Source organism: Saliphagus infecundisoli, assembly GCF_020177375.1.
GTDB lineage: Archaea > Halobacteriota > Halobacteria > Halobacteriales > Natrialbaceae > Saliphagus > Saliphagus infecundisoli.
Map to the genome: position 1 here is coordinate 69,603 of NZ_JAIWHV010000008.1, position 26,909 is coordinate 96,511.

General features: G+C 66.4%; 25 protein-coding genes. 16 read left to right on the forward strand and 9 right to left on the reverse strand.

Going from position 1 to position 26,909, the window contains the following annotated elements; translation table 11 throughout:
- Positions 1–28 precede the first annotated feature (28 nt).
- The gene (locus tag LCF40_RS11905; protein ID WP_224828625.1) at positions 29–220 is read right to left on the reverse strand and encodes a hypothetical protein; all 192 of its coding nucleotides are present in this window, start codon (positions 218–220) and stop codon (positions 29–31) included.
- Positions 221–359: 139 nt separating this feature from the next.
- On the opposite strand from LCF40_RS11905, the gene LCF40_RS11910 reads away from it, so the two are divergent.
- On the forward strand, positions 360–1,544 hold the full coding sequence (locus tag LCF40_RS11910; protein WP_224828626.1) for a threonine synthase: 1,185 nt from the start codon (positions 360–362) through the stop codon (positions 1,542–1,544).
- Here the strand turns inward: LCF40_RS11910 and LCF40_RS11915 are convergent.
- Together LCF40_RS11915 and LCF40_RS11920 are read right to left on the reverse strand one after the other, a co-directional pair.
- Entirely contained in the window at positions 1,541–2,167 is a 627-nt protein-coding gene (locus LCF40_RS11915) for a hypothetical protein (protein ID WP_224828627.1), read from the reverse strand. The genes LCF40_RS11910 and LCF40_RS11915 overlap by 4 nt on opposite strands.
- A gap of 65 nt (positions 2,168–2,232) precedes the next feature.
- Positions 2,233–3,120, reverse strand: coding sequence for an SDR family oxidoreductase (locus LCF40_RS11920; protein WP_224828628.1), 888 nt, complete (start codon positions 3,118–3,120; stop codon positions 2,233–2,235).
- A gap of 899 nt (positions 3,121–4,019) precedes the next feature.
- Between LCF40_RS11920 and LCF40_RS11925 the strand changes: the two genes are divergently transcribed.
- The gene (locus tag LCF40_RS11925) at positions 4,020–4,637 is read left to right on the forward strand and encodes a GAP family protein (RefSeq protein ID WP_224828629.1); all 618 of its coding nucleotides are present in this window, start codon (positions 4,020–4,022) and stop codon (positions 4,635–4,637) included.
- Between the two features lie 227 nt (positions 4,638–4,864).
- Entirely contained in the window at positions 4,865–5,845 is a 981-nt protein-coding gene (locus LCF40_RS11930) for a transcription initiation factor IIB (RefSeq protein ID WP_114578230.1), read from the forward strand.
- Positions 5,846–5,856: 11 nt separating this feature from the next.
- Here the strand turns inward: LCF40_RS11930 and LCF40_RS11935 are convergent, their stop codons facing one another.
- Positions 5,857–6,138, reverse strand: a complete 282-nt coding sequence (locus tag LCF40_RS11935) for a hypothetical protein (protein ID WP_224828630.1) — start codon at positions 6,136–6,138, stop codon at positions 5,857–5,859.
- On the opposite strand from LCF40_RS11935, the gene LCF40_RS11940 reads away from it, so the two are divergent.
- The 3 genes from LCF40_RS11940 (at position 6,137) to LCF40_RS11950 (ending at position 7,439) form a co-directional block, all read left to right on the forward strand.
- Positions 6,137–6,514 carry a winged helix-turn-helix domain-containing protein gene (locus LCF40_RS11940; protein ID WP_224828631.1) on the forward strand — a complete coding sequence of 126 codons (378 nt, stop codon included), beginning with the start codon at positions 6,137–6,139 and terminating at the stop codon, positions 6,512–6,514. The two genes, LCF40_RS11935 and LCF40_RS11940, sit on opposite strands and share 2 nt — an antisense overlap.
- A complete protein-coding gene (locus LCF40_RS11945; RefSeq protein WP_114578233.1) occupies positions 6,511–6,792 on the forward strand; it encodes a DUF7521 family protein in 282 nt (93 codons plus the stop codon). Before LCF40_RS11940 ends, LCF40_RS11945 begins: the two co-directional genes overlap by 4 nt.
- A gap of 368 nt (positions 6,793–7,160) precedes the next feature.
- Positions 7,161–7,439 carry a hypothetical protein gene (locus LCF40_RS11950; protein ID WP_224828632.1) on the forward strand — a complete coding sequence of 93 codons (279 nt, stop codon included), beginning with the start codon at positions 7,161–7,163 and terminating at the stop codon, positions 7,437–7,439.
- A gap of 264 nt (positions 7,440–7,703) precedes the next feature.
- On the opposite strand, the gene cofH is transcribed toward LCF40_RS11950, so the two are convergent.
- Positions 7,704–9,074: a 7,8-didemethyl-8-hydroxy-5-deazariboflavin synthase subunit CofH gene (gene cofH / locus LCF40_RS11955; protein WP_114578235.1), complete on the reverse strand. Its 1,371-nt coding sequence runs from the start codon at positions 9,072–9,074 to the stop codon at positions 7,704–7,706.
- 123 nt (positions 9,075–9,197) lie between these two features.
- Between cofH and LCF40_RS11960 the strand changes: the two genes are divergently transcribed.
- Entirely contained in the window at positions 9,198–10,217 is a 1,020-nt protein-coding gene (locus LCF40_RS11960; RefSeq protein ID WP_224828633.1) for a phosphoribosylaminoimidazolesuccinocarboxamide synthase, read from the forward strand.
- Between the two features lie 42 nt (positions 10,218–10,259).
- Here LCF40_RS11960 and aglF read toward each other — a convergent pair whose 3' ends face one another.
- A complete protein-coding gene (aglF, locus tag LCF40_RS11965) occupies positions 10,260–10,991 on the reverse strand; it encodes a UTP--glucose-1-phosphate uridylyltransferase AglF (RefSeq protein ID WP_224828634.1) in 732 nt (243 codons plus the stop codon).
- A 236-nt stretch (positions 10,992–11,227) separates the two neighbouring features.
- Here aglF and LCF40_RS11970 point away from each other — a divergent pair, with 236 nt between their 5' ends.
- From LCF40_RS11970 to LCF40_RS11990, 5 genes are all read left to right on the forward strand, one after another.
- The gene (locus LCF40_RS11970; protein ID WP_224828635.1) at positions 11,228–11,950 is read left to right on the forward strand and encodes a hypothetical protein; all 723 of its coding nucleotides are present in this window, start codon (positions 11,228–11,230) and stop codon (positions 11,948–11,950) included.
- A gap of 425 nt (positions 11,951–12,375) precedes the next feature.
- Entirely contained in the window at positions 12,376–15,105 is a 2,730-nt protein-coding gene (locus tag LCF40_RS11975) for a glycoside hydrolase family 55 protein (RefSeq protein ID WP_224828636.1), read from the forward strand.
- Between the two features lie 24 nt (positions 15,106–15,129).
- Complete coding sequence (locus LCF40_RS11980) at positions 15,130–16,086, forward strand: succinylglutamate desuccinylase/aspartoacylase family protein (protein WP_224828637.1); 957 nt, start codon at positions 15,130–15,132, stop codon at positions 16,084–16,086.
- The gene (locus LCF40_RS11985; RefSeq protein WP_224828638.1) at positions 16,086–17,192 is read left to right on the forward strand and encodes a pyridoxal-phosphate dependent enzyme; all 1,107 of its coding nucleotides are present in this window, start codon (positions 16,086–16,088) and stop codon (positions 17,190–17,192) included. Before LCF40_RS11980 ends, LCF40_RS11985 begins: the two co-directional genes overlap by 1 nt.
- 1 nt (position 17,193) lies before the next feature.
- Positions 17,194–17,733: an NUDIX domain-containing protein gene (locus LCF40_RS11990; RefSeq protein WP_224828639.1), complete on the forward strand. Its 540-nt coding sequence runs from the start codon at positions 17,194–17,196 to the stop codon at positions 17,731–17,733.
- A gap of 15 nt (positions 17,734–17,748) precedes the next feature.
- On the opposite strand, the gene LCF40_RS11995 is transcribed toward LCF40_RS11990, so the two are convergent.
- Positions 17,749–18,033, reverse strand: coding sequence for a hypothetical protein (locus LCF40_RS11995; RefSeq protein WP_224828640.1), 285 nt, complete (start codon positions 18,031–18,033; stop codon positions 17,749–17,751).
- 129 nt (positions 18,034–18,162) lie between these two features.
- On the opposite strand from LCF40_RS11995, the gene argS reads away from it, so the two are divergent.
- Together argS and prf1 are read left to right on the forward strand one after the other, a co-directional pair.
- Entirely contained in the window at positions 18,163–19,932 is a 1,770-nt protein-coding gene (gene argS, locus LCF40_RS12000; RefSeq protein WP_224828641.1) for an arginine--tRNA ligase, read from the forward strand.
- 49 nt (positions 19,933–19,981) lie between these two features.
- A complete protein-coding gene (gene prf1, locus LCF40_RS12005) occupies positions 19,982–21,241 on the forward strand; it encodes a peptide chain release factor aRF-1 (RefSeq protein WP_114578244.1) in 1,260 nt (419 codons plus the stop codon).
- A gap of 10 nt (positions 21,242–21,251) precedes the next feature.
- On the opposite strand, the gene LCF40_RS12010 is transcribed toward prf1, so the two are convergent.
- Positions 21,252–21,662, reverse strand: coding sequence for a DUF6276 family protein (locus LCF40_RS12010; protein ID WP_224828642.1), 411 nt, complete (start codon positions 21,660–21,662; stop codon positions 21,252–21,254).
- A gap of 7 nt (positions 21,663–21,669) precedes the next feature.
- Entirely contained in the window at positions 21,670–22,392 is a 723-nt protein-coding gene (locus tag LCF40_RS12015) for a V-type ATP synthase subunit D (protein ID WP_114578246.1), read from the reverse strand.
- A gap of 117 nt (positions 22,393–22,509) precedes the next feature.
- Between LCF40_RS12015 and LCF40_RS12020 the strand changes: the two genes are divergently transcribed.
- Together LCF40_RS12020 and LCF40_RS12025 are read left to right on the forward strand one after the other, a co-directional pair.
- The gene (locus LCF40_RS12020) at positions 22,510–24,768 is read left to right on the forward strand and encodes a hypothetical protein (RefSeq protein ID WP_224828643.1); all 2,259 of its coding nucleotides are present in this window, start codon (positions 22,510–22,512) and stop codon (positions 24,766–24,768) included.
- 47 nt (positions 24,769–24,815) lie between these two features.
- Entirely contained in the window at positions 24,816–26,792 is a 1,977-nt protein-coding gene (locus LCF40_RS12025; RefSeq protein WP_224828644.1) for a DUF460 domain-containing protein, read from the forward strand.
- The last annotated feature ends 117 nt before the right edge of the window (positions 26,793–26,909 follow it).

The window sequence follows — 26,909 nt, forward strand, 5'->3', positions numbered from 1 at the left end:
CAAGGGCCGTTCCCTCGCGGCAACCCGGTCAGTCGCCGCCGGCGTCCGAGCCGATGGTCGCCTTCAGCGTGAAGCCGTCGTAGGCGACGGGAAGCTCGAGGAGGTCGCCGTTCTCGAAGGCGTAGACGTGACTCCGGTCGCTCGCCCGGCGTCCGCGCTCGGTCCGTGGGGTCGTTCGTCTCGAACAGCCGCGGTCGGGATCGTCACCCCTAGTGCCCACTCGTTCGGAGGGCGTGATGAGATTTGATATGGTAATTCCCTGTGGATGCGTGCCCCCCCCCTCCGAGATCACAATACTCCCGGCGCGAGCGCCGTCCGGGGATGGACAGCGATTAGTCGCCGCCGCCCGGACGGCCGGTATGGAGACGACCGAGGCGTTTTCCGGCCTCGCCTGCCTCGACTGCGGGGAGGAAGTCGGGCCGGAAGCGGGCCGATGTCCGGCGTGTGGGGGCGTGCTCGATCCGCGCTACGACTACGACGCGATCGGCGTCGAGCCGGCCGCCCTCGACTCGCGTCGCACGAACGGCCAGTGGCGCTACGAGGACCTGCTCCCCCTCCCGCGCGAGCGGGCGGTGACGGCCGACGAGGGCGGAACCCCCCTGGTCGACTGTGGAAAACTCGCCGACGAACTCGGGATCGAGCGCGTGTTCGTCAAGGACGAGGGGCGGAATCCGTCGGGGTCGATCGCCGACCGGGGCGCCTACCTGGGCGCTTCGATGGCTCGCGAGGCCGGAGTGGAGGCGGTCGGCCTCGCTTCGACGGGCACCGACGGTCAGGCCGTCGCCGCGGCCGCGGGCCGGGCCGACCTCGCGGCGAACGTCTTCGTTCCCGCCCGCTCGGGGTTTACCGCGAAGGCGATGACGAACGTCCACGGCGGCGAGATGACCGTCGCGGGGGGGCGGATCAGGGAGGCCGAGGAAGCGTACGCCGACGCGAGCGAGGGCGAGGAGTGGTACCCGATGGGCGCCTTCGAGACACCCTACCGCCACGAGGGCGTCAAGACCGTCGCCTACGAGATCGCCGAATCTCTGGAGTGGGAGTCCCCCGACGCCGTCGTCGTCCCGACCGGTGACGGTGCCGGCGTAGTCGGCATCGAGAAGGGGTTTCGAGAACTCGTGGAACTGGACTTCGTCGATCGGGTTCCCTCGATCTACGCCGCCCAGGCGTCGGGCTGTGCACCGATCGCGGAGGCCGTCGCCACGGGCGCGGACGAACCCGAGCCCGTCGAACACCCCGACACGATCTGTGGCGACATCGAGATCCCCGACCCGACGGCGGGAGCCCACGTCATCGATGCGCTTTCCCGATCGGGAGGCGGCGGGGTCGCGACCGACGACGAGGAGATCCTCGAGGCCGCGATCGCGGTCGCGAAAGGGGAGGGCCTGGAGTTCTCGCCCAGCGCCGCGAGCGCCGCGAGCGGGGCCTGGGAACTCGCCGAGCAGGGAACCTGGAACGGGGACGAAACGGTCGTGATCGTCAACACCGCCTCGGCGAACAAGGAGGCGGACGTCCTCCGGAGCCACCTGATGGGCAAGGGAATTTAGCCCTCTCGGATTTCGAGATCGAAGCCCCAGTCGAAATCCTCGATCTCCTCGAAGATGCGCGTGGACTCGAACCGGTACCCGCCGGACGGAACACAGCCCTTGACCGACGGATCGTCGGCGACGACGTACTCGTCAGTGACCGCCTCGCCCGACTCGAGGTCGTGGTGGACCCCCTCCTCCGTAGTGAAGTCGATCGCCTCCTGGGTCGGTTCGGGGTCGTCGATACACTCCGGCCGGTAGTCCTCGCCCGGACTATCGGCAGCCTCGAGCGAGTAAAGGACGATTCCGGCAGGGCCGTCGGTCCCGCTTCGGCCCTTGTAGTACGGTGATACCGTCCGGTCGCAATCGCCGACGTTCATCGTCTCGAGTTCCAGCAGCGCCGCCCCGTCGGCCGCCACCCGTTCCTCGAGAACGCGAAGGTCGAACGCGATCGGTGCTCGATCCGGGAGGTCGCCAGTGTCCGCGATCGAGACGACGCGCTCGAAGTCATCCGCGGTGTCGTTTTCGTTGGCGTCGTCCGTCCCGTCGTCATCCCCGTTCTTGGAGCCGGTGCCGACTCCCCCGAGACATCCCGGAAGGACGATCGCGGGTCCGACACCGGCGAGGAAACGACGCCGATGCATGATCCGTTCTCGTCGCCGATGGAGGATAACCGTTCGGGACGGTGAAACGTCCGTTTGAGCGTCGGTTACTCCCGATACTCCTCGATCGCCGCGCGATACCCCTCGCGGAACGTCGGATATGCGAATTCGTACCCTAACTCGCGGAGCTTCGCGTTCGAACACCGCTTGCTGGTCAGGATCCGCCGCCGTGCGGGTTCCGAGAGGTCGCCCTCCGCCAACCGTTCCTCCTTCGACTGCTTCTCGGGTCGTTCGACTCCGCACTCGTCGGCGAGCCAGTCGGCGAAGGCGTGTTTCGAGACGGGTTCGTCGTCTACGACCTGGACGACCTCGCCGCGGGCGAGATTCTCGGCGAGCAGGTATCGAACCGCACCGGCGGCGTCCTCCTGATGAACCATGTTGAGGTAGCCCTCAGTCACTGGACCGTCGAGATACCGCTCGAGGCGGTAGCGGTCGGGGCCGTAGAGGCCGGCGTAGCGGGCGACGGTGCCAGCGATCCCGTACCCGGCAGACTCCTCGATGGCGATCTGTTCGGCCTCGGCGAGCACCCGCGTTTTCTCGGTCGTCGGCTCGATCGGGGTCTCCTCGTCCACCCAGTCGCCGCCGTGGTCGCCGTAGACGCCCGTCGAGGAGGTGTAGACGAGTCGGTCGGGCGGCGAGTCGCGCTCGCCGAACGCCTCGATCGCCGTCCGGAGGCCCTCGACGTAGATCTCACGGGCGGCGTCGGCGCCGCGGCCGCCGCTGCTGGCCGCGAAGACGACCGAGTCGGCGTCGGGTACCCGCTCGAGATCCCCGCGATCGGTGACGTCCGCGCGGACGGCCTCGAGTCCGGCGTCCTCTATTCGCTCAATCCCCTCCGGGGAGCGCCGGACGCCGATCGGCTCGTGGCCGGCGTCTCGCAACTGTCTCCCGAGTTCGATCCCGACGTAGCCACAGCCGAGGAGAGCGACGCGCATGGTGGAGATGGGGTCGCGGCGGTCTAACGGCTTTCGGCTCCCGGGAACGATCGTAAAAAGACGGGGAGAATCAGTACGTGATGATCTCGTAGCCGTCCGAAACCAGCGAGTGGAGGCTCGGGTGGCCCTCGAACTCGTCGCGGCTGTCGGCGTCGCTCTCCTCAATCTCCTCGGCGACGTCGTACGCCTGCGAGCAGTAGTCACAGGCGTAAACTACCCCGCCCTACTCGCTCCCTCCCGCCTTGCGGCGGTCGGTCACTCCTTGAGGGCGGGGCTTTACCGCAACGACATTGTACCCCGCGACCCCATGCAAGGGCGCGGCCCGGCTTCCTCTTACCGTCCACGGGCGGACGGCGGGTCGGAGTTGTTGCTGCGACCCGCCTACCGGATCCGTTCCGTGGATTGTCCCGCCGATTTAATTCCCGGTGTTCTCTCACTCTACCCCAACACTGGGGACGGGGATCGAACCCGTTCGCGGTCGTCGTTCCCGAGTATAGGGTGCGACGGCCACGCCGTCACACCACGGGAGCCAGTTTACTCGTGGCTCCTACCGACCCCGGCTTGTGCGAGGACGGCAGTATCTCACATAACGGGCGGAGACGGCCTAAGCCTTGCGGTTTCGTCCAGCTTCGCAACGCGATTCCTCTCCACCCTACTCGCTCCCGTCGGTCGCTCGTTGAGGAAGGAGGCTCCTCGCTACCGTTTGCTGAACGACTCCGGCCGTCCGAACACGAGGGAGCGAGAGATCCGAGCGAGACTCGTCCTTGCGGTTCCGAACCCCACGAAACGGCTCCCGAACGGCAACCGAAACGGGCAGGAACGACCATCGCAGGCAGATCCCATCGCGGGCACCTCCGCTGGCAGGAAGCACGGATCGAGCAGTCGGAGGAACCCGAGCGATGAGTTGGCTCGAGATCCTCCCCCTCGTGTTCGTGATGGTTGCGGGGCCACAGATCCTCACCCCGATCTTCCTCGCGACGACCGAGCACTGGCGCGCAAACTCCGCCGCGTACGTCGCCGGTGCATCGCTCTCGATCACCCTCGTCGTCACGCTCGCATACGTGTTCGGTGTTGGCGCAGTCGGTCAGGGCGCGTCGAATACGACCCTCAGCGCGATCATCCTGGGCGTGCTCTTGCTCGCAATGGGACACACCTACCGGACCAGAAACGAGTCGGAGCCACCACGATGGATGGGGAAACTGGGAGCCGCAACGCCGCGGTTTTCGTTCAGACTGGGGTTTCTCCTCCTCGGATTCTTCCCGACCGACGTTCTCACGTCGGCCGCCGTCGGCTCCTATCTCGCAGCGAACGACGCGCCGTGGGCGGACGCAGTCCCCTTTGTTCTGCTGACGCTGTTCGTCCTTGCTCTCCCGTCGCTCGTCCTGGTCGGGTTCGGCGAGCGCGCGGAATCGTTCCTTCCGAAGGCGCGAGACTGGATGAACGAGAACTCGTGGATCGTAAACGAGGTGGTGATCGTGTTTTTCATCGGACTGGCCCTCAACAACCTCCTGGGCTGATACCGCTGACCGTCCCTGGCTGACGGTTCTCGATGCCCGCCCCGCCAAGAACCGTGACCCACCGCGTTGCCACCCGTCTCTTCGTTCGAGAGCAGCCCCTACCCGGACCGGACGTCGCCACGGACGCCGTTCCCACGGACTGGGAATCCGCCGTTCGTTCATGCCCCCGCTTGAAAGAGAACAGCACACGATCAGAGGCACACCGCACTCTGGCGCCACCACCTTCCATGACCGAGACACGCGTGACGACCGAGACACGAGAGTCAACACGACACGGGACGGAAACGACGTCCTCGAGCCGATCGCAGACGAGATGTCCCGAGTGTGATGGACGGATCGCCTACGACGAGGAACACGGCGAACGAGCCTGTGAGGAGTGTGGCTTGATCCTCGAGGAGGACGAGATCGATCGTGGTCCGGAGTGGCGGTCTTTCGATGGCGCCGACGGCGAGGATCGAAGCCGTGTGGGCGCCCCGGCCTCCGAGCTCATGCACGACAGGGGACTCAGTACGACGATCGGGTGGCAGGACAAGGACGCGTACGGGAACTCCCTCTCGTCGCGAAAGCGCGCGCAGATACAGCGGTTACGAACGTGGGACGAACGCTTTCGGACGAAAGACGCCCAGGAACGGAACCTGCGGCAGGCGTTCGGAGAGATCGAGCGGATGGCCTCGGCGCTCGGTCTTCCCCAGTCGTGTCGCGAAACGGCGAGCGTGCTCTACCGGCGTGCCGTCGACGAGGAGTTGCTCCCGGGCCGATCGATCGAGGCGATGACGACTGCCAGCCTGTATGCAGCCGCCAGGCAACATGACACCCCACGCACGTTGGATACCGTCGCGTCCGTCAGCCGGGTGGACAGACTCCCGATCCAGCGAGGATATCGGTACCTCGCTACGGAGCTCGGCCTCGAGATGAAACCGGCGGATCCCACACAGTACCTCCGCCAGTACGCCTCGAAACTCGACGTAAGCGACGAGGCCGAGCGTGTCGCACGGGAGATCCTCGACACCGCGAAGGCTCGCGGCGCCCACAGCGGGAAAAGCCCCGCCGGGATCGCCGCCGCTGCGATCTACGCCGCTGCACGCCTGACGAACGAGCGACTCACACAGGAGACGGTCAGTGAAGTCTCGAGCGTGAGCGAAGTCACGGTTCGAAACCGTTACCAGGAACTCCTCGAGATCTACGGGGAACACGGTGATGATGGATGAATCAGAGGGACCTAGATGTCGCCGTTCTCCACGCACTGGGCGAGAGTACGCCGACTCACGTGCTGAATCTCGCCGAGCGGCTCGGGGAACATCCCGTCGCGATCGACCACGCCTGTGCTCGCCTGCATGGAAACGGATATATCGAGTCGACCACGCGTGGAACGTACGACATCACTGATCGCGGACAGCGGCGACTCGGCGGACCAGTGGCCGATGTGGAACGGTAGGTCGCCGTGTACGGGTCCGATCGCCACACCAGTGGACGCTCCTTGCGCGACGGTCCGCCCAGCCATGGTACGTGATCTCCCCTCCACAGAAGGACCGCCCGCGCTGCAAACCGTCCTCGATGCGCTGGGCGATCCCGAGTGCCGGGCGATTCTGAGCGAAGCCACCGAGCCGATGACCGCAACCGAACTCGCTGAGACGTGTGACATCTCCCAGTCGACGGTCTACCGAAAGCTCGACCTCCTGACGGAGGCATCGCTCGTCGACGAACGCACCGGCGTCGGCTCGGAGGGGGGTCGGATTTCACAGTACGAGCGGGATATGACCGATGTCTCGGTTTCGATCGACGAGACCGGCGAGTTCTCGATCGAACTCGATCGACCGTCGAGACATGCGGACGAGCGCCTCGCGGAGATGTGGTCGGAGATGGGGGACGAGCTATGAGCGCGATAGTCGACACCGCCATCATCGCTCTCAAGACGATCATCCTCCTGCTGGGAGGCGGGGTGACGTATATCGCGTACAAAGCGCATCGCCGGACCGGTGCCACGTCGCTTCGATTGTTGGCGATCGGGTTCGGAACGATCACGCTCGGCGCGCTTCTCGCGGGAATCGCGAATCAGTTCCTCGGGGTCACCCTCGAGCAGGGAGTCCTCATCAACAGCCTCCTCGTCGCGATCGGTCTCGCGATAGTCATGTACTCGCTGTATCTCGACCACTGACCATCGGTGTCGCCACCATAAGGTCGGCTAAAGATCTCGACCGACCCTCTGATCCAGCCATCGGGTCGTTGTTCGTCCTGGTGAGCGTCCTGCTGTGGAATCTCTGGGTTATCGTTCGGTGGGGCGTACTCGCCAGGCCCATCGAACTCTACCTGCAGTTGATCCATGTCCACCTCCTGAAAGTGGCCGACGAGGAAACGATCGACTGCGACCGGTGTCGGGGTCGCACAGCTCAGTGATCGGGTCGATGCGCTGGCAACCGCCACTGATGAACTGGTCGAAACAGGGGAGCGACTCACCACGTCCGGAGAGAGGGAGTGAGCAAAGTAATCAACAAAGCGATAACACACCCGCCCGTAGAATCGGACATGGACGAGGACCTCACATCTGGCGATCAGGTCGAAATCGAATACGAGTCGACGCGCTCGGGGAACGTCGTCTCACGAACGGGGGGCGTCGTCCAAGCCCCCGGAGAGAACGGCCGGGCCGTTCTCTTCGTCGAAACGGACGACAACCAGCTCACTGGCGTCGTCTCCGACCATGTGTTCAGTATTTCGACCAGCGATGATGATACCCGCTCTGATGGCGACCCTCGAATCCAACGAACCGTTTCCCTCGGGCCGCTCGTCTCCGTGAGAAGTCGATAGCTCGGAGGGTCGGTTACAACGATTTCCCGTTCGATCGCGCCATCGTGTTGCGATCGACGGTCCACTGACTCGTAACCGACCTATCGACCTCGAGCTGGATGACTACAGCGATCACCACCGGGGCCAGCGTTACGTACACACGCTCGACCTAACGCAGGATTCGATCTGATTCTATAGAGTTTATCTCTGGCCACGTGGCAGCTGAGAACGCTCTCGGGCGGACGTGGTTTCACGCCGTTACCCGCCCACCGTTTGTGACCACCGTCAGTCGTCGGCGACCGTCGGCCGCTCCTCGGGAAGCAGCGGACTCCCGTCGGCCTGTGGTCCGAGTCGCGGGCCAAAAGGCGGGTCGTCGGGGTCAATGACGCGGCGGGTCCCGTAGTCCGTCGAGCGTTCGACGGGAATCCGGCCGATCGAGGAGATCATCTCGACGTAGTCGCCAAAGGACCGGAACTCGCCGTGTTCGCCGCCCGCGCGGGTCGTGATCTCCTCCGAGAGGATCGTCCCCATGTAGTCGTCGGCACCGCAGTTCAGCATCTTCAGCCCGCCCTCGTCGCCGTACTTGACCCAGGAGGACTGGACGTGGTCGACGTTGTCGAGGAAGAGCCGCGAGACGGCGATCATCAGCTCGTCCTCCGCGGGGGAGGCGCCGCCGGAGACGACGTCGTGCTCGTAGAGGGGGGTGTTCTGGTGGACGAAGGAGAGGGGAACGAACTCGCTGATCGCGCCGTCGACCCGTTGCTGGAGCTCGCGGACGCGCTCCAAGTGGAGGGCGCGGTGGGCCTCGTTCTCGACGTGGCCGTACATGATCGTCGCGGTCAGACCCAATCCGACGGAGGCCGCAGCCTCCATCGCCTCCATCCACTCGTCGGCGCCGATCTTGCCCGGACAGATCACGTCTCTGACCTCGTCTACTAGGATCTCGGCGGCAGTGCCCGGAACGGTGTCGAGGCCGGCATCCTTCAGCCGGCCGTAGACCTCCTCGTAGGACCAGTCGGTCCCCCGGCGGGCGTGGTAGCCCTCTTCGGGGGTCATCGAGTGGACGTGGACGCCGCCGACGTCCATCGCCGAGATCTGTTCGGTGTACGTGCCGGGATCGACATCGTAGGTTTCGGGGGGTTTGAAGTTGACCTCCTTCGGTTCGGGATGCGCCCGGAGGATCTCCAGGTGCTCGTCGTCGAGCGCGAACGCGGGGTGGAGCCCCGAGACCGAACAGACCTCGTAGATCCCCTTCTCGACGGCGTCGGCGACGACCTCGCGGGACTCCGCGGGCGTCTTGGTGAAGCCGGCGAACTCGCCCTCGTAGCTCTCCTCGAAGGTGTGGGCGGCGTCCTTGAAGTTACAGAACAGACAACCGACGTTACAGGCCGTCGTCACGTTGTTGTTCAGGTTCGCGACGAAGGTGACCTCCTCGCCGACGACCTCCGCCCGGCGGCGGTCCGCGGCTTCCAACACCTGCTCTTTGCGCCGCGGGTCGATCCCCTCGCTCTCGGAGCCGGTCGTCAGCAGTTCGATCGCGTCCGCGACCGAGAGCCGATCGCCCGCCCGCGCCTTCGCGAGTGCGTTCTCGAAGGACTGGTCGGTCTCGGGTCGGGCGTCGAACGCGAGGTCGGCCTCGGTCACCGGTCGGTTCATCGTCGACACGATGCGCGCACGGGGCCAAAAACGTGATGGAACGCGCGGCCGAGATTGAAACCTTCTTGGGCCCCGCCCGAGGAGTGCCGGTATGGACCGCGCGGCCTTTGCGGGGTGGCAGGGATGACGAGCGTCAAGGAGTTCCGAATCGAGGAGCCGGCGACCGACGATTCGCTTGGCCGGGGAACCTTCGTCTTCACCGACGACTACTCGGTCTTCGACTGGGGGAAGATGCCCGACCGGATCCCCGAAAAGGGCGCCTCCCTCTGTACGATGGGCGCGTTCAACTTCGAACTTCTCGAGCGCGAGGGCGTCCCGACCCACTACCGGGGCGTCGTCGAGAACGGCGACGTCCGACCCCTCGCGGAGACCACGCGCCCGCCCTGGGAGATGGCGATCGACCTCACCACCGTCCCGGACCTCCCCCACGAGGGCCGCAGCTACGACTACGACGCCTACCACGGCGCCGCCGGCGACAACTACCTGATCCCTCTCGAGGTCGTCTTCCGAAACCGGGTCCCGATCGGCTCGAGCCTCCGGCGGCGCACTCGACCCGCCGATCACGGCCTCGACCGCGAGGAGTGGCCAGACGAAGCCGTCGATCTCGCCGAGCCGATCGTCGAGTTCTCGACGAAGTTCGAGGCCGGCGACCGCTACCTCTCGCGGACGGAGGCCGCCACGATCGCCGGCGCCGCCGACATCGACGCACTCGAGGACGTCGCTCGCGAGGTCAACCGGATCGTCACCGAGCGCGCCGAGAGGGCGGGGTTGACCCACGAGGACGGCAAGATCGAGTGTCTCTCCGACGGCGGCGAGATCCGGGTCGCCGACGTCGTCGGCACCTTCGACGAGAACCGCTTCGCCTACGAGGGGACCCAGCTCTCGAAGGAGGTCCTCCGCCAGTACCACAAGCGGACCCAGCCGGGCTGGGTCGAGGCCGTCCGCGAGGCGAAAGAACGAGCCGAACGCGAGGACGTCGCCGACTGGCGGACGCTCTGTGACCGAAAGCCCGAGCCCCTGGACGACCGGGTGATCGAGATCGCACGGAACGTCTACTGTTCGGGGACCAACGCCTATACCGACACCGCCGTCTTCGACGCGCCGCCGCTTTCGAGCGCGGTCGGCTCCGTCCAGGGACTGTAGAAGACGAACACGCGCCCGAAGAACTCCGAACCGAAAACCGGACTACTCGGCCTCGATCTCCCGCGCTTCCTGGAGCCGCGACTCGGCCTCGTCGCGGTCCTCGGGGTAGCCGACGTCGATCCGCCAGCCCTCGAGCTTGATCGCGTCGATCGTCCGCCCCGAGCGGATCAGCAGGTCGATCGCCTCGCTGATCTCGTACTCGCCGCGATTCGATGGCTGGACGAGCTCGCAGGCCGGGAAGATCGCCGGCGTAAAGGTGTAGAAGCCGGTCATCACGAGGTTCGTCGGCGGCTCGTCGGGCTTCTCGATGACCTCGGTGATCTCGCCGTAGTCGTTCGTGTCGGTGACGCCGTATCTCGACGCTTCCTCCCAGGGCACCTCCTCGACGAGGAAGGCGGCGTCGGCGCGGTCCTCGCGCTGGCGCCGGACGACGTCCTTGAGGTTGGCGTTGAAGATGTTGTCCCCGAGCATCAACATGAAGTCGTCGTCGACGTGTTCGCGAACCGAGAGCAGGGCGTGGGCTAGTCCGTTCTGTTCGCGCTGGTGGGTGTAGGTGATCGGCACGCCCTTGAACGCGTCGCCGTAGTGTTCGATGATCTTCTCTTTCTCGTAGCCGACGACGACGACGAACTCCTCGGCGCCGAGTTCGACCAGCTGTTCGAAACAGTGGCTCAGGATCGGCTTGCCGTCTATCTCGACCATGCCTTTGGGTTTCTCGTCGGTCAGCGGTCGGAGTCGGGTACCCTTCCCCGCCGCGAGGACGACTGCTTGCATGGACCTACAACGACCGCCCCCGATTATACGTATTTCGGTTGATGCGTTCTGCCCAAAGAGAGAGCCCGTGACCGCTTGAGCCGGGCCGATGCGGCCGTCCCGCGTACTTATCTCCCGTCCTGACGTTCAGCAGAAACCGATTATTACAAATGGGATGACCGTAATTGCATGCGACAAACAAATATGTCTAGTATTAAGTGCACCCGGTCCGGTCCGGTTATTACCGACCGATAACCATGGGCGACAATAGACAGACGAACGACGCTGCCGACGATCACGTCGGGCTCTCGAGGCGGACGACGCTCAGTCTGATGGGCCACAGCGGACTCCTGTTGGGTTCGCAGTCCGCGACCGCGGCCACGGGGACCGACCCCGGTCCGGGTCCCACCGGTACCCAGGAACACGACGTCGACTTCCGGGGCCACAGCCTCGCCAACGTGGGCTCGCTGTCGATGGCTGCCCGTTCTCAACCGATCACCGACTTCGCGGGCCGAAATCTCTCGATCGGTTCCGACGGCGTCCTCCACGCCACGAGCACGTCGCCGTTCGACGGCGCGCTCGTCCCGATCCAGAACTACGAGGTCGGCGTCTTCTCCCCCCACGAAACCCACTTTACCCGCCAACACGCGCCCGACCCGGTGACGATCCCCTTCGACCAGCTCGACGAGGGGTTCTCGAACTGTTTCGTCTCGCTGTCTGGCGCCGCCGTCGCCTCCGAACCCGACTCGACGCTCTCCGTTCGGCTCGTCGATCTCACCTCCGGGGACCCGCTGGCCGATTCCGAGGTCCAGGAGACGGTTTCGGAAACTCGTCCGACCCGGGTTCCCGTCGTCGGCCCACAAGTGGCCTACGACCCCGAACGCAACGCCGTCCTCGGTTTCGAGGCGAAAGTCGGTGGCGGGGACGAACAGGTCGCCCTCGAGGGGGCGACCGTTCAGCTGTGGGGTGAGGTGAGATGAGCGGAACGAGAGCGCATTTGTCCGGGGATCAGTATATTGCCGCGGACGAAATGACTACCGTTCAATTCGATCAGACGACTTATGACGACTTTGATGCGCTCGACTCCGAGGACCATACGATTGAGATCCCACAGGACGGACGATACGCGTTCAAATCCACTGTAAGGGTAACAGGAATCAGTAATGAGGATAACGTCCAAACTGTCGTACGCAAGAACGGATCCTGGATAATCCAGTCAGACGAACGGAACGGCCCCTATGGGAGTGCGATTTCCTATGACGAGTTCGACGCGAGCGCCGGTGATCGTATAAGCGTTGGTGTCCGTCTCCGGACGGACGAAGGCGGTACCGTCCGAGGGAATTCGCGCGAAACTAACCTTCTCGTCTCCCCAGTCTCCTCTACCAGCTTCCCTCGAGAAGCGAACTTGGACCTCGGAGGTAACGACATCACGGACGTCGGCACGCTCGCTGCCGAGACGATCGACGCGGAGAACCTCGGCTTCGACGGTTTCGAGGTCGATCAGGTGGTAACCGACGTGCTAGACTCGGAGGCCACCGCCGCGGGAGCACTCCAGAGCGACTCGCTGTCGGTCGAGGGATGGAACGTCATCGACGCCTCGAACTACGGCTATCCGGGGGATCGGTCTGGCGGGGACATCATGGAGCTGTTCCGGGAGTTCCCCAACAGCGTCTTCGTCCTGCCCGAAGGGGAGTACTCGGTCCAGTCGGAGCTCAACTGGACCTCGCCGAACGACGGCTACGACCAGCTCCAGGTGATCGGCAAGCCCCATGCCCGGCTGGTCGTCGACGATCAGAACGTCGATCACTTCGCGTGGCTCGGCAATAGCCGCGGTGGGGCGTTCGATCGGCTTTCCCTGCAGAACCTGACGCTCGTGGTCGACGGTCGAAACGGATACGACGCGGGTTGGGGCCGGTTCTGGGTCGACGACACGGTTCAGAATAGAAACCTGAAACTCGAGGGCCAACGGGCCCACCGCCTCGAGGAGGGTGGCAAGTTCGGCTACTTCTGTTGTATGACCGATCCCGCTGGGATGGGGATCCACCAGAACATCGATATGCCCGACGGCGACATTCCCTCGGTCCAGTCGGACAACACCGCGATCGGGATCGGTGCCGAGCCTTCTCACGTCGGGACGAACCTCTGGCTCGGCTGTTATCTCGAGAACTGGTGGGGCAACGGCTACTACGTGAAAGACGGTACCGGGCGGAACGTCCTCGTCGGGTGTGAGGCCAGGAACTGTGGGAACGCGAACATCCGGATCGGCTACAGCGACGTCGTGATCGCCTGTCGGAGCGTCTGGGACGACCCACGTGGCGTCGACGAGATACGACAGGGGGTCTGTTTCGACGCCGACGAGGCGAACGGGACCGCCGTCGTTGGACTGCGGATAATCAAAGAGACGGGGGAAAACGCGACGGCCCGGATGCGAGCGGAGGCCCGCAGCGCGACCTACCGCGACGTCTATATCGAAAACCAGACCGACCAGCGCTCGCTCCAGGTCACCGGTACGGGCTCGAACCCCGAACAGGGAATCCTCGCGCTCGACGGCGTCCGGATCATCGACGGCGGCGACGGCTCGATCAATACGGCCGCACTCCGCATCGACCGCGAGAACGTCCACCTCTCGAACGTCTCGATCGACTGCATCAACGAGGACTCCTATCGAGCGGCTCTCCAGATCCAGAGCGGTTCGGCACGGATCACGAACTCCCGGCTCGCGGCACACGGCCCAAGTTACGCGGTGATCCTCGGTACCCAGAGCGGACGGGCCGAGATCGACCGGGCGACGTTCAACGACACGGAAGTCACCCAGGGATTCTACCTCTACGGCAACGACGACCAGATCGACTCCCTGGAGATCCGGGACTGTGACCTCCGGGAGGTCGGGGACGTCTTCCCGGCCTACAGCCCGGACGACGACGCCGTCAACCTCACGCGGGGCGTCTGGCGGGACAATCTCGGCTACCTCGGCGAAACGGAGTGGGGAAGCGGGGGAGCAAGCGCACAGTCGATGAATGTCGCTCCGTCCTCGACCGGCGGATCGTGGGCCAACGTGGCCGACTACGGCGCGGTCGGCGACGGCGAGGCCGACGACACGGACGCGTTCCGGCGGGCGCTCGCCGATTCGAGGCGGGTGTTCGTCCCCGAACCCGAGGCGGGCTACTACCTGACCGACACCCTCGAGCTCGACGGCCACGTCCTCGCAGGGGAGTCGGCGGAGTCGGTCACCCTCGGCTTCGACCTCGGGGAGGCGTCGAAGCCGGTCGGGATCGAGGTCGTGGACACGTCGACGGTGCGGGATCTCGGGGTGATGAGCGGGCGTTCGCGGTGGAACCTCGGGGCGCCCTGGAGCGGCCTCCGAGCCAACGGCGCTCACGAGGTGACGACCGAACGCCTGGCCGTCCGGGGCTTCGAGTACGGCCTCCACCTTCTTGCCAGAGAGGAGGCCATCGAGAACGGCCAGTACGGGATCGCGAACGTCGTCGACTGCGTCGAAGGGGTCCGGCTGGAGGCGACGGAGGGGGGCCGGGTCGACGGCAACGCCTTCTCGGGCGGCCGGATCGGGATCTCCTCGGCGCGAGCCAGCGAGGCAGACGCCCTGGATCGGGAGACCTACGGCGTCAACTTCCACAACGAGACGTGGTCGGCGATGACCGACAACACGTTCGTCACTCCCGCGATCGACGGCGTCGAGGTCGGCGCCCGGTGTACGGGCCGGTACAACACGTTCGTGGGTGCGCGGTGTTCGGACATGCGCGGGGAGGAACTCGGGATCGTCTTCGACGACGACGGCCCCTCCCAGCCCCGGTACAACAACGTCTTCGGCTACGACGACGACGGCGAGGAGCCCGCCCGGATCCGCTACCGCGGCGAGGACGGCATCGGCGAGGACCTCCGGGGGAACTTCGCCGTCGCCAACGGCGTCCCCCTGGAGACCGGGCGGATCAACCTCCACGAGGAGGGCCACCACGGCGCGTTCGTCTCCTTCGACGCCGAGAGCCGGGAGTTCGTTTTCGAGTCCGAGGGGACAGTCGTCGGTCGACTCGACGCCGAGAACGGCGACCTCCGGATCGCGGGGACCATAGAGGAGAACGCCGACCTCCGTTCAGGGGCCGGCAATCGAACCCACTAAGTCGAGCGGGTCCATGATCCGGGTATGACGACGTTCGGAACGGCCGAGGCCGCGCCCGGCGAGACGGCGACGGGGCGCCTCGAGGTGGGGGAGACCCGAGACGGGGCCGCCTTCGGCCTCCCGGTCGCCGTGATAAACGGCGCCGAGGACGGGAAGACCCTCTACGTGCAGGCCGTCAGCGACGGTGACGAGTTGAACGGGGTGGGGGTACTCCGGCGAGTCGTTCCGCGGCTCGATCCAGCGGAGATCTCGGGGACGATCCTGGTGACGGCGATCGTCAACTACCACGCCTTCCAGGTCGCCCGCCACCGGAACCCGATCGACGACACGAAAATGAATCGGGCGTATCCCGGCGACGCGGAGGGGACGTCCAGCGAGCGCATCGCCCACGCGACCTTCGAGGCGGCCTCCCGGGCGGATCTGATCGTCGACCTCCACCAGGGCTCGACGAGCCGGATGATCGACGAGGTCCGGGTGCGGTGTGGCCGCCGCCACCGCCTTCACGAGGAGTGTCTCGAGCTGGCGAAGGTCTTTGGCGCGGGCTACGTCTTAGACCAGAAAGGTCCCGACGGCCAGCTCGCTCGAGCCGGGCCCGACGAGGGGGTACCGACGATCGATCCCGAGCTCGGGGGGTCGGTCGGCTGGGACGAGGCGAGCGTACAGACGGGCGTCGACGGCCTCTACAACGTCCTCGCTCACTACGGCTTTCTCCCCGGGGACGCAAACTACGGCGACCAGACGCGGGCGGCCGGCTTCGACCAGTACGGCGCGCCGCGGGGCGGGCTCGTCGAGTTCGCGGCCGACCTCGGCGACCGGGTCCAGTCCGGAGACCCGCTGTTCGAGGTCACGACCCCCTTCGGCGAGCGGAAAGCGGAGGTGACCGCCGAGGAGAACGGCATCCTCTGGCGGAGCCGTCGGCTACCACAGGTCGCGACGGGCGAGTACGTCTGTTCGATCGGCGTCGACGTCGACACCTACTGATGGCGTCACCCCTCTCCTGTCCGGCCTGTGGCGCCGAGTACGCTCCCGGACCGGACGAACCCTGGCGGTGTTCGTGTGGCGCGCCCCTCGAGCTCGCCGCGGATCCTCCCCCGAACTCCCCGCAAGGGCGGACAGTCGATCCCGGGGAGGGGCTGTGGACGTTCGAGGAGTGGCTTCCCGTCAGGCGGCGGGTCAGCCTCGGGGAGGGATTCACGCCGCTGGTTTCGGCGGGCGAGCGATGGGGCGAGGCAGTGGGGTTCAAGCTCGAGTACGTCTTCCCGACGGGGTCGTTCAAGGACCGAGGGGCGACGACGACGCTCTCGCGGGCCGCCGAACTCGGCGTCAAGCGAGTGATCGAGGACTCCTCGGGCAACGCGGGCGCGGCGATCGCGACCTACGCCGCGCGGGCGGGGATCGACGCGGAGATCTACGTGCCCGCGGGGGTCAAAGCCTCGAAGCTTTCGGCGATCGAACGCGCCGGCGCGCGCCCGGTCCGCGTCGAGGGCGGCCGGGCGGCCGTCACGGAGGCCTGCCTCGAGGCCGTAGAACGCGGCGAAGGCTGGTACGCGAGTCACGCCTGGAACCCCGCCTTTTACGCCGGAACCTCGACGTTCGCCTTCGAAATTGCGGCCCAGCGCGGCTGGTCGGTTCCCGACGCCGTCGTCTGTCCGGTCGGCCATGGCACCCTGTTTCTGGGGGCGTATCGTGGCTTTCGTGCGCTCTACAACGCGGGAATCACCGACCGGCTCCCGCGGCTGCTGGGTGTCCAGTCGGAGGCGGCGGCACCGATCGCGGAGGCGATCGGCGGCGATGAGAGAGACCAGAGCGCCGACGCGACGACGGTCGCCGACGGCATCAGGATCGAAGCGCCCGCTCGACACGCCGAGATCGTAGAGGCGGTCGAGGTCACGAACGGGGACGCGACCGCCCTCGATGACGGGCGGATCGAGGCGGCTCTCGACCGGCTCCACCGCGGCGGGTTCTACGTCGAGCCGACGTCGGCGGTCGCGCCCGCGGCCGTAGAACGGTATCGAGAACTGGGGGTCGTAGAGCCCGGCGCGGACGTGGTCGTTCCCCTCACCGGCAGCGGCCTCAAGGGGGAGTGAGATGGTCAACTATCCACCGGAATTCTGTCCGTACTGTGGGACCGAACTCGGGAGCACGACGCTCGAGGGAGAGGCCCGACGATACTGCGGGGACTGCGACCGGATCGTCTGGCACAACCCCGTTCCCGGCGCCGGCGTCGCGGTCGTCGACCATCGCGAGGGGGAAAACGCCGTCTGCTGTGTCGAGCGCGCGATCCCGCCCGGGGTCGGCGAGTGGACGCTTCCCGCCGGCTACATCGACGCCGCCCGCGAGGAGGAGCCGGCGGAGGCGGCCGCCCGCGAACTCGGGGAGGAGACGGGACTCGTCGTCGATCCGGACGCGCTCGAACTCTACGACGCGACCGCGCTTCCGCCGCGGGAGGGACTCCAGGTGCTCTCGCTCCAGTACGTCGTCGATCGCAGGGAGACCTCGGGGGAGCCGGCGGCCGGCTCGGACGCCGCGGCCGCCCGTTTTCTCACGCCCGCGGAGTTCGACCGGCTGGACGAGCGGTTCCGCCCGATCCACGAGGAACGGTTCCGTGCGGTCGCACGAGAAAAGTAGGGAAAACGGGCCGGCTCAGCGGCCGAAAAAGAGGCCTTCCTCGAGTTTGGTGTAGATCTCCTTCTGCTGGAGATAGCTCGCGGCGCCCAGCAGGGTCGGCGCCCAGAGGCCGACGAAGATCCCGGCCGCCTCGTCGCCCTTTACGTAGAAGTTGTACCACGAGTAGACCACCGAAAACGCCGCGGCTGCGGTGATCGGGTCGCCCGCCGATAGCGGGGTTCCCTCGGCGATCTCCTCGGCTCGTTCGGCCGCGTCGGAACTCGACGGCTCCGAATCGTCCGTCTCTTGGAACAGCGTCATGCACTCGGTCGCGGGGAGGTGACGGTATCGCGCTGGTGCCGTATCACGAAAGCCGTTGATACGTTCCGACGCCGGCGAGCGCCGGTCGAACCCGATATCCCTTTACTGGCGGCTCGAATACGCTCTCGCATGTTCCTTTCGCTGCGCGCAGAGGTCGAGTCTGCCCTCCGGGAGACGCTAGCCGACCTCGATCTTCCGTCGGACGACCTCGGGATCGAAGAACCCCCCGAGGACGTCGAGAGCGTCCTCGCCTCGAGCGTCGCCTTCCGGCTGGCCGGCGAGGCCGGCGCCCCGCCGCCGGAGATCGCGGCGACCGTTGCCGACGCGATCGACGCCGACCATCTGGAGTTCGTCTCCCGCGTCGAGACCCAGGGCCCCTATCTGAACTTCCTGCCGAGCGAGGCGTACTTCGGGGAGACCCTCGAGGCGGCGGTCGATCCGGACTACGGCCGTCTGGCGGATCGCGAGGAGTCGGTCGTCGTCGAGCACACGAGCGCGAATCCGACGGGGCCGGTCCACGTCGGGCGCGCCCGGAACCCGATCGTCGGCGACGCCGTCGCGAACGTCCTCGCGTATGCGGGCTACGACGTCGCCCGCCACTACTACGTCAACGACGCCGGCCGCCAGATGGCCGTCTTCACCTGGGCCTACGAGACCTTCGACGAGGAGGACCTCGAGAGCGAACCCGCCCGCGACCGCGTCGAGTACGATCTCGTGCGCTACTACCGGAAGGGAAACGCCTTCCTCGAGAACGCAGACGACGACGCCGTCGAAGCGGCCGAGGCCGAGATCGAGTCGATCATGCAGGGCTTAGAGGCGGGCGACGAGGCGACCTACGAGCGCGTCAGCGAGGTCGTCGATCGCGTCCTCGGCGGGATGCGCGAGTGTCTCGCGCGCCTGCCAGCGGAGTTCGACGAGTTCGTCAAGGAGACCCGGTTCATGTTCGACGGGCAGACGGACGACGTCGTCGCGCGGTTGAAAGAACTCGACGGTGCGATATACGAGGAGGAGGCTTGGCAACTCGACCTGAGCGCACAGGGCATCGAGAAGAACATGGTCTTTCTCCGTTCGGACGGCACCTCGCTGTACCCCACTCGGGATCTGGCCCACCACGAGTGGAAGTTAGAGAACTTCGACCGGGCGGTGACGGTGCTGGGCGAGGACCACAAGCTCCAGGCCGAACAGATCAGGACCTCGCTCGACCTGCTCGGAAACGATGCGGACCGGCTCCGCCAGGTGATCTACTCCTACGTCAACCTCCCGGAGGGGAAGATGAGCACGCGGCGGGGGACGGGCGTCCAACTCGACGACCTGCTTGACGAGGCCATCTCGCGTGCCCGCGAGGAGGTCGAGGATCGCCTCGACGACCGGATCCGCGACGACGATCTGGGCGAGGAGGACATCGAACGGATCGCCCACCAGGTCGGGATCGGCGCCGTCCGCTACGACATCGTCGCCAAACAGCCGGCGAAGGCGATCACCTTCGAGTGGGATCAAGCACTTGACTTCGAGGCCCAGTCGGCACCCTACGTCCAGTACGTCCACGCGCGCTGTTGTGGGATTCTGGAAGAAGCCGGAATAGCCGTCGAGAGCGAGGTCGAGACCGCCTTCGATCCCTCGCTGCTCGAGACCGAGGCCGAACGCGACCTCCTGGAGACCATCGCGCGGTTCCCGGCGGTCGTCGAGGAGGCCGCCGACGACTTGGAGCCCCACCGGGTCGCGACCTACACCCGCGAGTTCGCCGAGGCGTTCAACGCCTTCTACCGGGAGTGTCCCGTCCTCGCTTCCGACGTGGACGAGGATCTCCGGGACGCCCGGCTCGCGCTCGTGGCGGCCTCGCGGCACACGATGGCCAACGCGCTCTCGATCCTCGGGGTCGCGGCGCCACGGTCGATGTAGCAGGTGGGGTGCAAAGGATACTTAGCGCCGGCACTGCTTCGTAGAGACAATGAGCCAGGAGGGCGCGACCGAACAGTCCGACCGAAAGAAGTACGAGTTCCGGAGAGTCATCGAGGAGCTCAAGGAGTTCGAAGGGTCGGGAACCCAACTCGTGACGATCTACGTCCCCGAGGACCGCCAGGTCAGCGACGTCGTCGCCCACGTCACCCAAGAACACTCCGAGGCGGCGAACATCAAATCGAAGCAGACCCGGACCAACGTCCAGGACGCCCTGACGAGCATCAAAGACCGGCTTCGCTACTACGACACCTACCCCCCCGAAAACGGGATGGTGCTCTTTTCCGGTGCCGTCAACTCGGGCGGCGGCCAGACCGAGATGATCACCCGGACCCTCGAGAGTCCGCCCCAGCCCGTCGAGTCCTTCCGGTATCACTGCGACTCCGATTTCCTCACCGAGCCCTTGGAGCACATGCTCGCCGACCAGGGGCTCTACGGCCTGATCGTCCTCGATCGGCGGGAGGCAAACGTCGGCTGGCTGCGGGGTAAGCGGGTCGAACCCGTCAAAAGCGCCTCCTCGCTGGTCCCCGGCAAACAACGGAAAGGGGGGCAGTCCGCCCAGCGGTTCGCCCGTCTGCGGCTCGAGGCGATCGACAACTTCTACCAGGAGGTCGCGGGGATGGCCAACGACCTGTTCGTCCCCGAGCGCCACGACTTAGAGGGCGTTCTGGTCGGCGGCCCCTCGCCGACCAAAGACGAGTTCCTTGACGGCGACTACCTCCACCACGAGCTTCAGGACAAGGTCCTCGGAAAGTTCGACGTTGCATACACCGACGAGTCGGGCCTGCGCGACCTCGTGGACAACGCCGAGGACGCCCTCGCGGACGCCGAGGTGATGAAGGACAAGCGGGAGATGGAGGAGTTCTTCGAGGAACTCAACGCGGGCGAACGCGCTACCTACGGCTTCGCCCAGACCCGCCGGAACCTGATGATGGGCGCGGTCGATCGCCTCCTGATCAGCGAGGACCTCCGGGCGGAGGCGATCACCTTCGACTGTCCGGAGTGTGCTAACACCGACTACGAGATGATCGACCAGCGCGCGTCGATCCCCGACCACACCTGCAGTGACTGTGGCGCAGACGTCCTCGCGAGCGACGAGGACCGCGAGGACGCCATCGACCACCTGATCGAACTCGCCGAACAACGCGGCACCGAGACCAAGTTCATCTCGACGGACTTCGAGAAGGGCGACCAGCTCCTCAACGCCTTCGGCGGCGTCGCGGGCATTCTGCGGTACTCGACGGGGATCTAAGCCTAAGCCGTTAGTACAGTAACTGCTCGACCTGGTGGCGACGACGCGCCAGATCGATCGCCGGCTCGACCCCTGGATCGTCGAGCAGCCGGTCCATCGCGAGCAACGGATCCGTCCCGGCCCGTTCGACGTCCTCGAGGAGGGTAGCGATCGCCTCCCGATTGGCCGCGAGCGACGAACAGAGCCCCAGCGCGAGCGCGAACGGAATCGCCGCCTCCCCGGTCGGAAACGCGTCGCTGATCCGTGAGAAGTCGGGTTCGTCGTCGGCGTCGCCCGGTGTGGGCCACTCGAGGGTCAGACAGCGCGGACAGAGGGTGGCGACCGGCTCCGTTTCGCGAGGGCGGTCGGGGAGGGTGTCGCGATGGGACGCCGGAACCCGGAAGGCGATCGGGTCCGTGTCGGCGTCACAGCAGGCGGCCACGGGACGGTCAGTCGCCGCCGGGGACGCCGCCCGCGGTGGCCTGTTCTGCGTCTACCTCGCCGGTCGAGCCGGTGTCGGCTTCGGCCTGGCGGGCCTCCTTTTCTTCCTGTTCTTTCTTCTCTTTGATCTTCTTCAGCCGGAAGATCTCCTCGCGCTCCTGTTCTTCTAACTTCTGTTCGATGTAGTCCTGGTTCTCGTAGAGCTCCGGCAGGAGTTTGAACTCGAGGGCGTTGACCCGGCGTTTGGTGGTCTCGATCTCGGTGAGCATCTTCTTCATCGCCGTCTCGACCTCGGCGGCGAGGATGATGCTCTCAAGGAGGTCCTCGTAGGCTTCCGCGGCCTCGTCGATCCGGGCGGAGGTGCCCATGATTCCATATCCTCGCTGGCCGAGGTCCTTCGAGACCCGCGAGGACTCGATCTGGGGGACGACGACGCCCATGATGTTCTTGGACTCGGTGGTGATCTCGGGGTGTTCCTGGAGGGCCGCGGCGGCCCCGCGGACGGCGACGTCGCCCTCCATCGCGCGGGCCATGTTGATCTTCGTCTGGGCGGCCTCGTAGTCGTCGGCCAGGTCGCCACGAACGTCCTGGGCCTTGTCCAGGATGTCCATGAACTCCATGATGAGCCCGTCGCGTTTCTTCTCTAAGGTGCCGTGGCCCCGCTCGGAGAGCTCGATGCGGTCCTCGATCTGCATCAGCTCCTTGCGTGTCGGTTTGACGTCCTTGGCCATTATCGGCCCCTTGCGCCCACAGCCGGATAACTGTTTACGGTTTTCCCGACGGGGCTCCGACGGAGTACCCAATTATGTCGAGTGGTTTAACCGTCGGGCGATCATCCAGCCGGACGAATGGACAGGCGGCGTTATCTCGGCGCGATCGGTGCGGCGGCGGTGGCTTCGACGGCGGGCTGTCTCGGTCGCGATTCGCTTCCGGAACCCCAGGACATCGAGAGCCGGGTTACGAGCGGCAGTTTCCGGACGCGACGCGAGGGCGAGGAGTGGCGGGACCTCCCGGTCCACGGGGTGAATCTCGGCATGGCCAAACCCGGACGATTCCCGGGGGAGGCAGCGATCACGAAAGCGGAGTACGCCCGGTGGCTCGAGGGGATCTCGGAGATGAACGCTAACGTCATTCGGATGTACACGCTCCATCCCCCGGGGTTTTACGAGGCGCTGGCCGAGCACAACGAAGAGCGCGAAGAGCCCCTCTTCGTCCTCCACGGCAACTGGATCGCCGAGCCAGCACTGGCAGAGGCCGGCGACGCCTTCGACGACTCCGTCGTCGAGATCCACCGCCAGGGGATCGAGGAAATCGTCGACGCCGTCCACGGCGACCTCTCGGTCTCCGAGCGGGTCGGCCAGGCCGACGGGACCTATCGCGCGGACGTCTCGCCGTACGTCCTGGGCTACGTCATCGGCATCGAGTGGCCCCCGGAGGTCATCGAGGAGACCGACGACGCGAACGAGGGGATCGGCGACTACGACGGCGAGTACGTTCGAACCGAGGACGCGACGCCGTTCGAGCACTGGCTCGCAAAGCGGCTGGACGAGGTCACAGCGTACGAGGACGAGCAGTACGACGAAACCCGTCCGCTGAGCTTCACGAACTGGCCGACCGCGGACCATCTCGAGCATCCCGCCGAACCCCTCGAGGAGGAGGACCTCGTCAGCGTCACCGCCAACCACCACCGGACGACCGACGCCTTCGACCGCGGGCTGTTCGCGACCTACCACGTCTACCCCTACTACCCCGACTTCCTCAACTACGAGGAGGAGTACGTCGAGTACGTCGCCGAGGACGGCGAGCGGAGCAGCTATCGGGGGTATCTCGAGGACCTCGTTGACGCCAATGACCACCCGGTACTCGTCGGCGAGTTCGGCGTCCCGGCCTCGCGGGGGAAGACCCACAGCCACGTCTACGGCTTCGACCAGGGCGGCCACACCGAACGCCAGCAAGGCGAGATGAACGTCGAACTCTACGAGCACATCGTCGGCGCCGACACGCTGGGCGGCCTCGTCTTCACCTGGCAGGACGAGTGGTTCAAACGCACCTGGAACACGATGGACTACATGAACCCCGACCGGCGGCCGTTCTGGTCGGACGTCCAGACCTGCGAGCAGATGTTCGGGGTGCTCGGCTTCGACCCCGGCGACGAGCCCGGCTTCACCCTCTCGGGATCTCCCGACGAGTGGGACGCGGCAACCCGACTCGACGACGACCCCGGTCCCTCGCCGCTGGTTGCCCTGGAGGACGGTCACGACGGCGCACGGACCCTGACCGGGCTCGAGGCCGGGGCCGACGAGCGCTACCTCCATCTCCGGGTTTCCTTCGACGACCTCGCCGACCTCGACTGGAATCGAGCGAACACCCTCCTCGCGCTCGATCTGGCCCCCGGACAGGGCAACACCTCGCTGCCGTTCGAGACGGGCCTGGGGACCGACCGGGGCGTCGATTTCGTCGTCCACCTCGCCGGCCCCGGGAGTTCGCGGGTCGTCGTCGACAGCTACTACGACGTCTTCTACTACCTCTACGCCGAGCTCCTCGAGTCGATCCCGACCGTCGAGTACGCCGGGGAGAGAGACAGCGGCGAGTTCCACCCGATCGAACTCGCGCTCAATCGGGAGCTCCGCATCCCGAGCCAGGACCGGACGATCGGGTTCGAGAGCCACGAGACCGGGCGGCTTCGCTTCGGCAACGGCGATCCCGAGAGCCCGGAGTACGACTCGCTGTCCGACGTCCACGTCGCCCCCGCCGAGGACACGATCGAGGTTCGGCTCCCCTGGCTCCTGATCAACCTCAGGGATCCGAGTCGCCACGAGACCGTCGCCGACCTCTGGGAGGACGGCATCGAAGGCCGGACAGCCGACGGGGTCTCGGTCGCGGCGGCCACGTTCGCACCCGAGGATCCGGACGCCGAGCCCGAGCTGTCGGCGGGCGACGGCGAGGCGACCGTCACCGACGCGATCGGCGACCTCTCGGGGAGCCGACTCGAGTTCGGTCCCGAGTCGACGTTCGAGTGGGAGGGCTGGGAGGAGCCCAGCTACCACGAGCGGCGCAAGGAGTCCTACGAGGTCATCCGGGAGGCGTTCGCCGGAGCGAATCGATAGCCCCTGCCCGCGTCGGATTTATACCCCGTTCGCCCCTACCCCGTTCCGTGAGCACGCGAACGAGTGCGCTCGACGACACCGTCTTCGGCGTCGACGTCCAGAGCGGGGACGTCCGTGGGGATTCGCCCTCCTACGCGCTCGTCGCCTACGACGGCGAGGGAGTCGAGCGCGACGTCGTCTCCGGCCGGAAGCTGCGCCGGCTGATCGAGGAGCGCGAGCCGGCGATCGTTGCGACCGACAATATGTACGAGCTGGCCGAGGACAAGGACCGACTGGTCCACTTCCTGGGCGCTCTCCCGGCGGGAACGAAGCTCGTCCAGGTCACCGGCGACGAACGCCCGGAACCCCTCTCGCGGGTCGCCAAGCGCCACGGGGTCCCCTACGCCAAGGAGCCGATGGCGGAAGCCGAGGCGGCGGCCCGCCTGGCCGCCCACAACGTCGGCTACGAGGTCTCGGCGTTCACCGACCGGACGGAGGTGAAGGTCTCGCGCGGGCGCTCGACGGGCGGGGGCGGCTGGAGCGAGGACCGCTACACCCGCCGGATCCACGGCTCGGTCAGGAAACGGGCCCGGGAGGTCGAATCCGATCTCGAAGGAGCAAACCTGGAGTACGAGGTCGATATCACCGAGAAGTACGGCGGCTACTCGAACGCCGTCTTCTCCGTCGAGGCCCGCCCGGAGGAGATCCCGGTCTCGGCCCACCGCTCGGGCGACGTCAGGGTCGAGATCGAACGCGTCCGCCGGGACGGCATCGAGTTTCGCCCGCTCGCGAAACGCCGCGACCACGTCCTCGTCGGGATCGACCCCGGGACGACGACCGCGGTCGCCATCGTCTCGCTCTCGGGGGAAGTCCTCGACGTCCGGAGCTCGCGGACCGGCGACCACGCCGACGTCATCGAGTGGATCGTCGAGCGGGGCCGGCCGGTCGTCGTCGCCGCCGACGTGACGCCGATGCCCGAGACCGTCGAGAAGATCCGCCGGAGCTTCGACGCTGCGGCCTGGACGCCCGACAGCGACCTCCCGATCGACGAGAAACAACACCGGACGCGCGATGAGGCCTACGAGAACGACCACCAGCGCGACGCGATGGCCGCGGCGCTGTTCGCCGTAGACGACCACGCGGACCAGTTCGAGCGGATCGCGCGCAAGGTCCCGCCCGGCCTCGACCGCGGGGCGGTCACCGCCCGCGTCGTCGCCGGCGGCGAGAGCGTCGAAGCCGTCCTCCGGGATCTCGACGACGACGACGAGGAGGCCGAGGACGAGGCCACGGACCACGAGCCCCGGGAACTCACCGAGGAGGAACGACGGATCAAGGACCTCGAAGCCCAAGTCGATCGACTCGACTCCCACGTCGACCGCCTCCAGAACCGGCTCCAGCAGCGCGACGAGCGCATCGAGGAACTCGAGGGAAAACTCGCGGAGAGCCGCAGCGAGGAGCGCCGCGAGGTCCGGAGAAACCGGGAGGTGACCCGCCTCGAGCGCAGAGTGAACGCCGTCGAGGACGAACGCGACGAGGCCCGCGAGGAGGTCGAGGCGTTGGAACGGAAGGTCGAGCGGATGAAGGAACTCTGGAAGCTCGATCACTCGAACTTCGCGGACGTCTCCGAGGAGCGTGCGGGCCTCGTCCCGGTGAAGGTCGTCGAGAAGTTCACCAACGAGGCGATCCGGGCCGCGGACGAGGCGTACGGCATCGCCTCCGACGACGTGGTCTACCTACGGGACGCCAGTGGCGCCGGGCGCTCGACCGCCGAACTCCTCGCGGAGTTCGATCCCCGAATCGTGCTGAAGGAGGGCGGGCTCTCGGAGATAGCCGACGCCATCCTCTTCGACCGGGAGGTGCCGGTCGCCCCCGCCGACGACGTCGCGATGCAGGAGGTCGACGAACTCGCCGTCGCCCGCGAGGAGGAAGTCGAGGCGGCGATCGAGGAGTGGCGCGATCGGGCCGAGGACAGGGAGAAAGCACGGAAGGCCTCGATGGTCGATCGGCTCATCAGCGAACACCGCGCGGGCGACAACGAGGCGTAAACTACCCCACCCTACTCCCTCGGCGCTCCGCGCCTCGGTCCTTGAGGGTGGGGTTTTGATGTGGACTCCCGGCACTCATAGGGATCGGCTGACTAGTTCATATCTCTTGGACGCGTA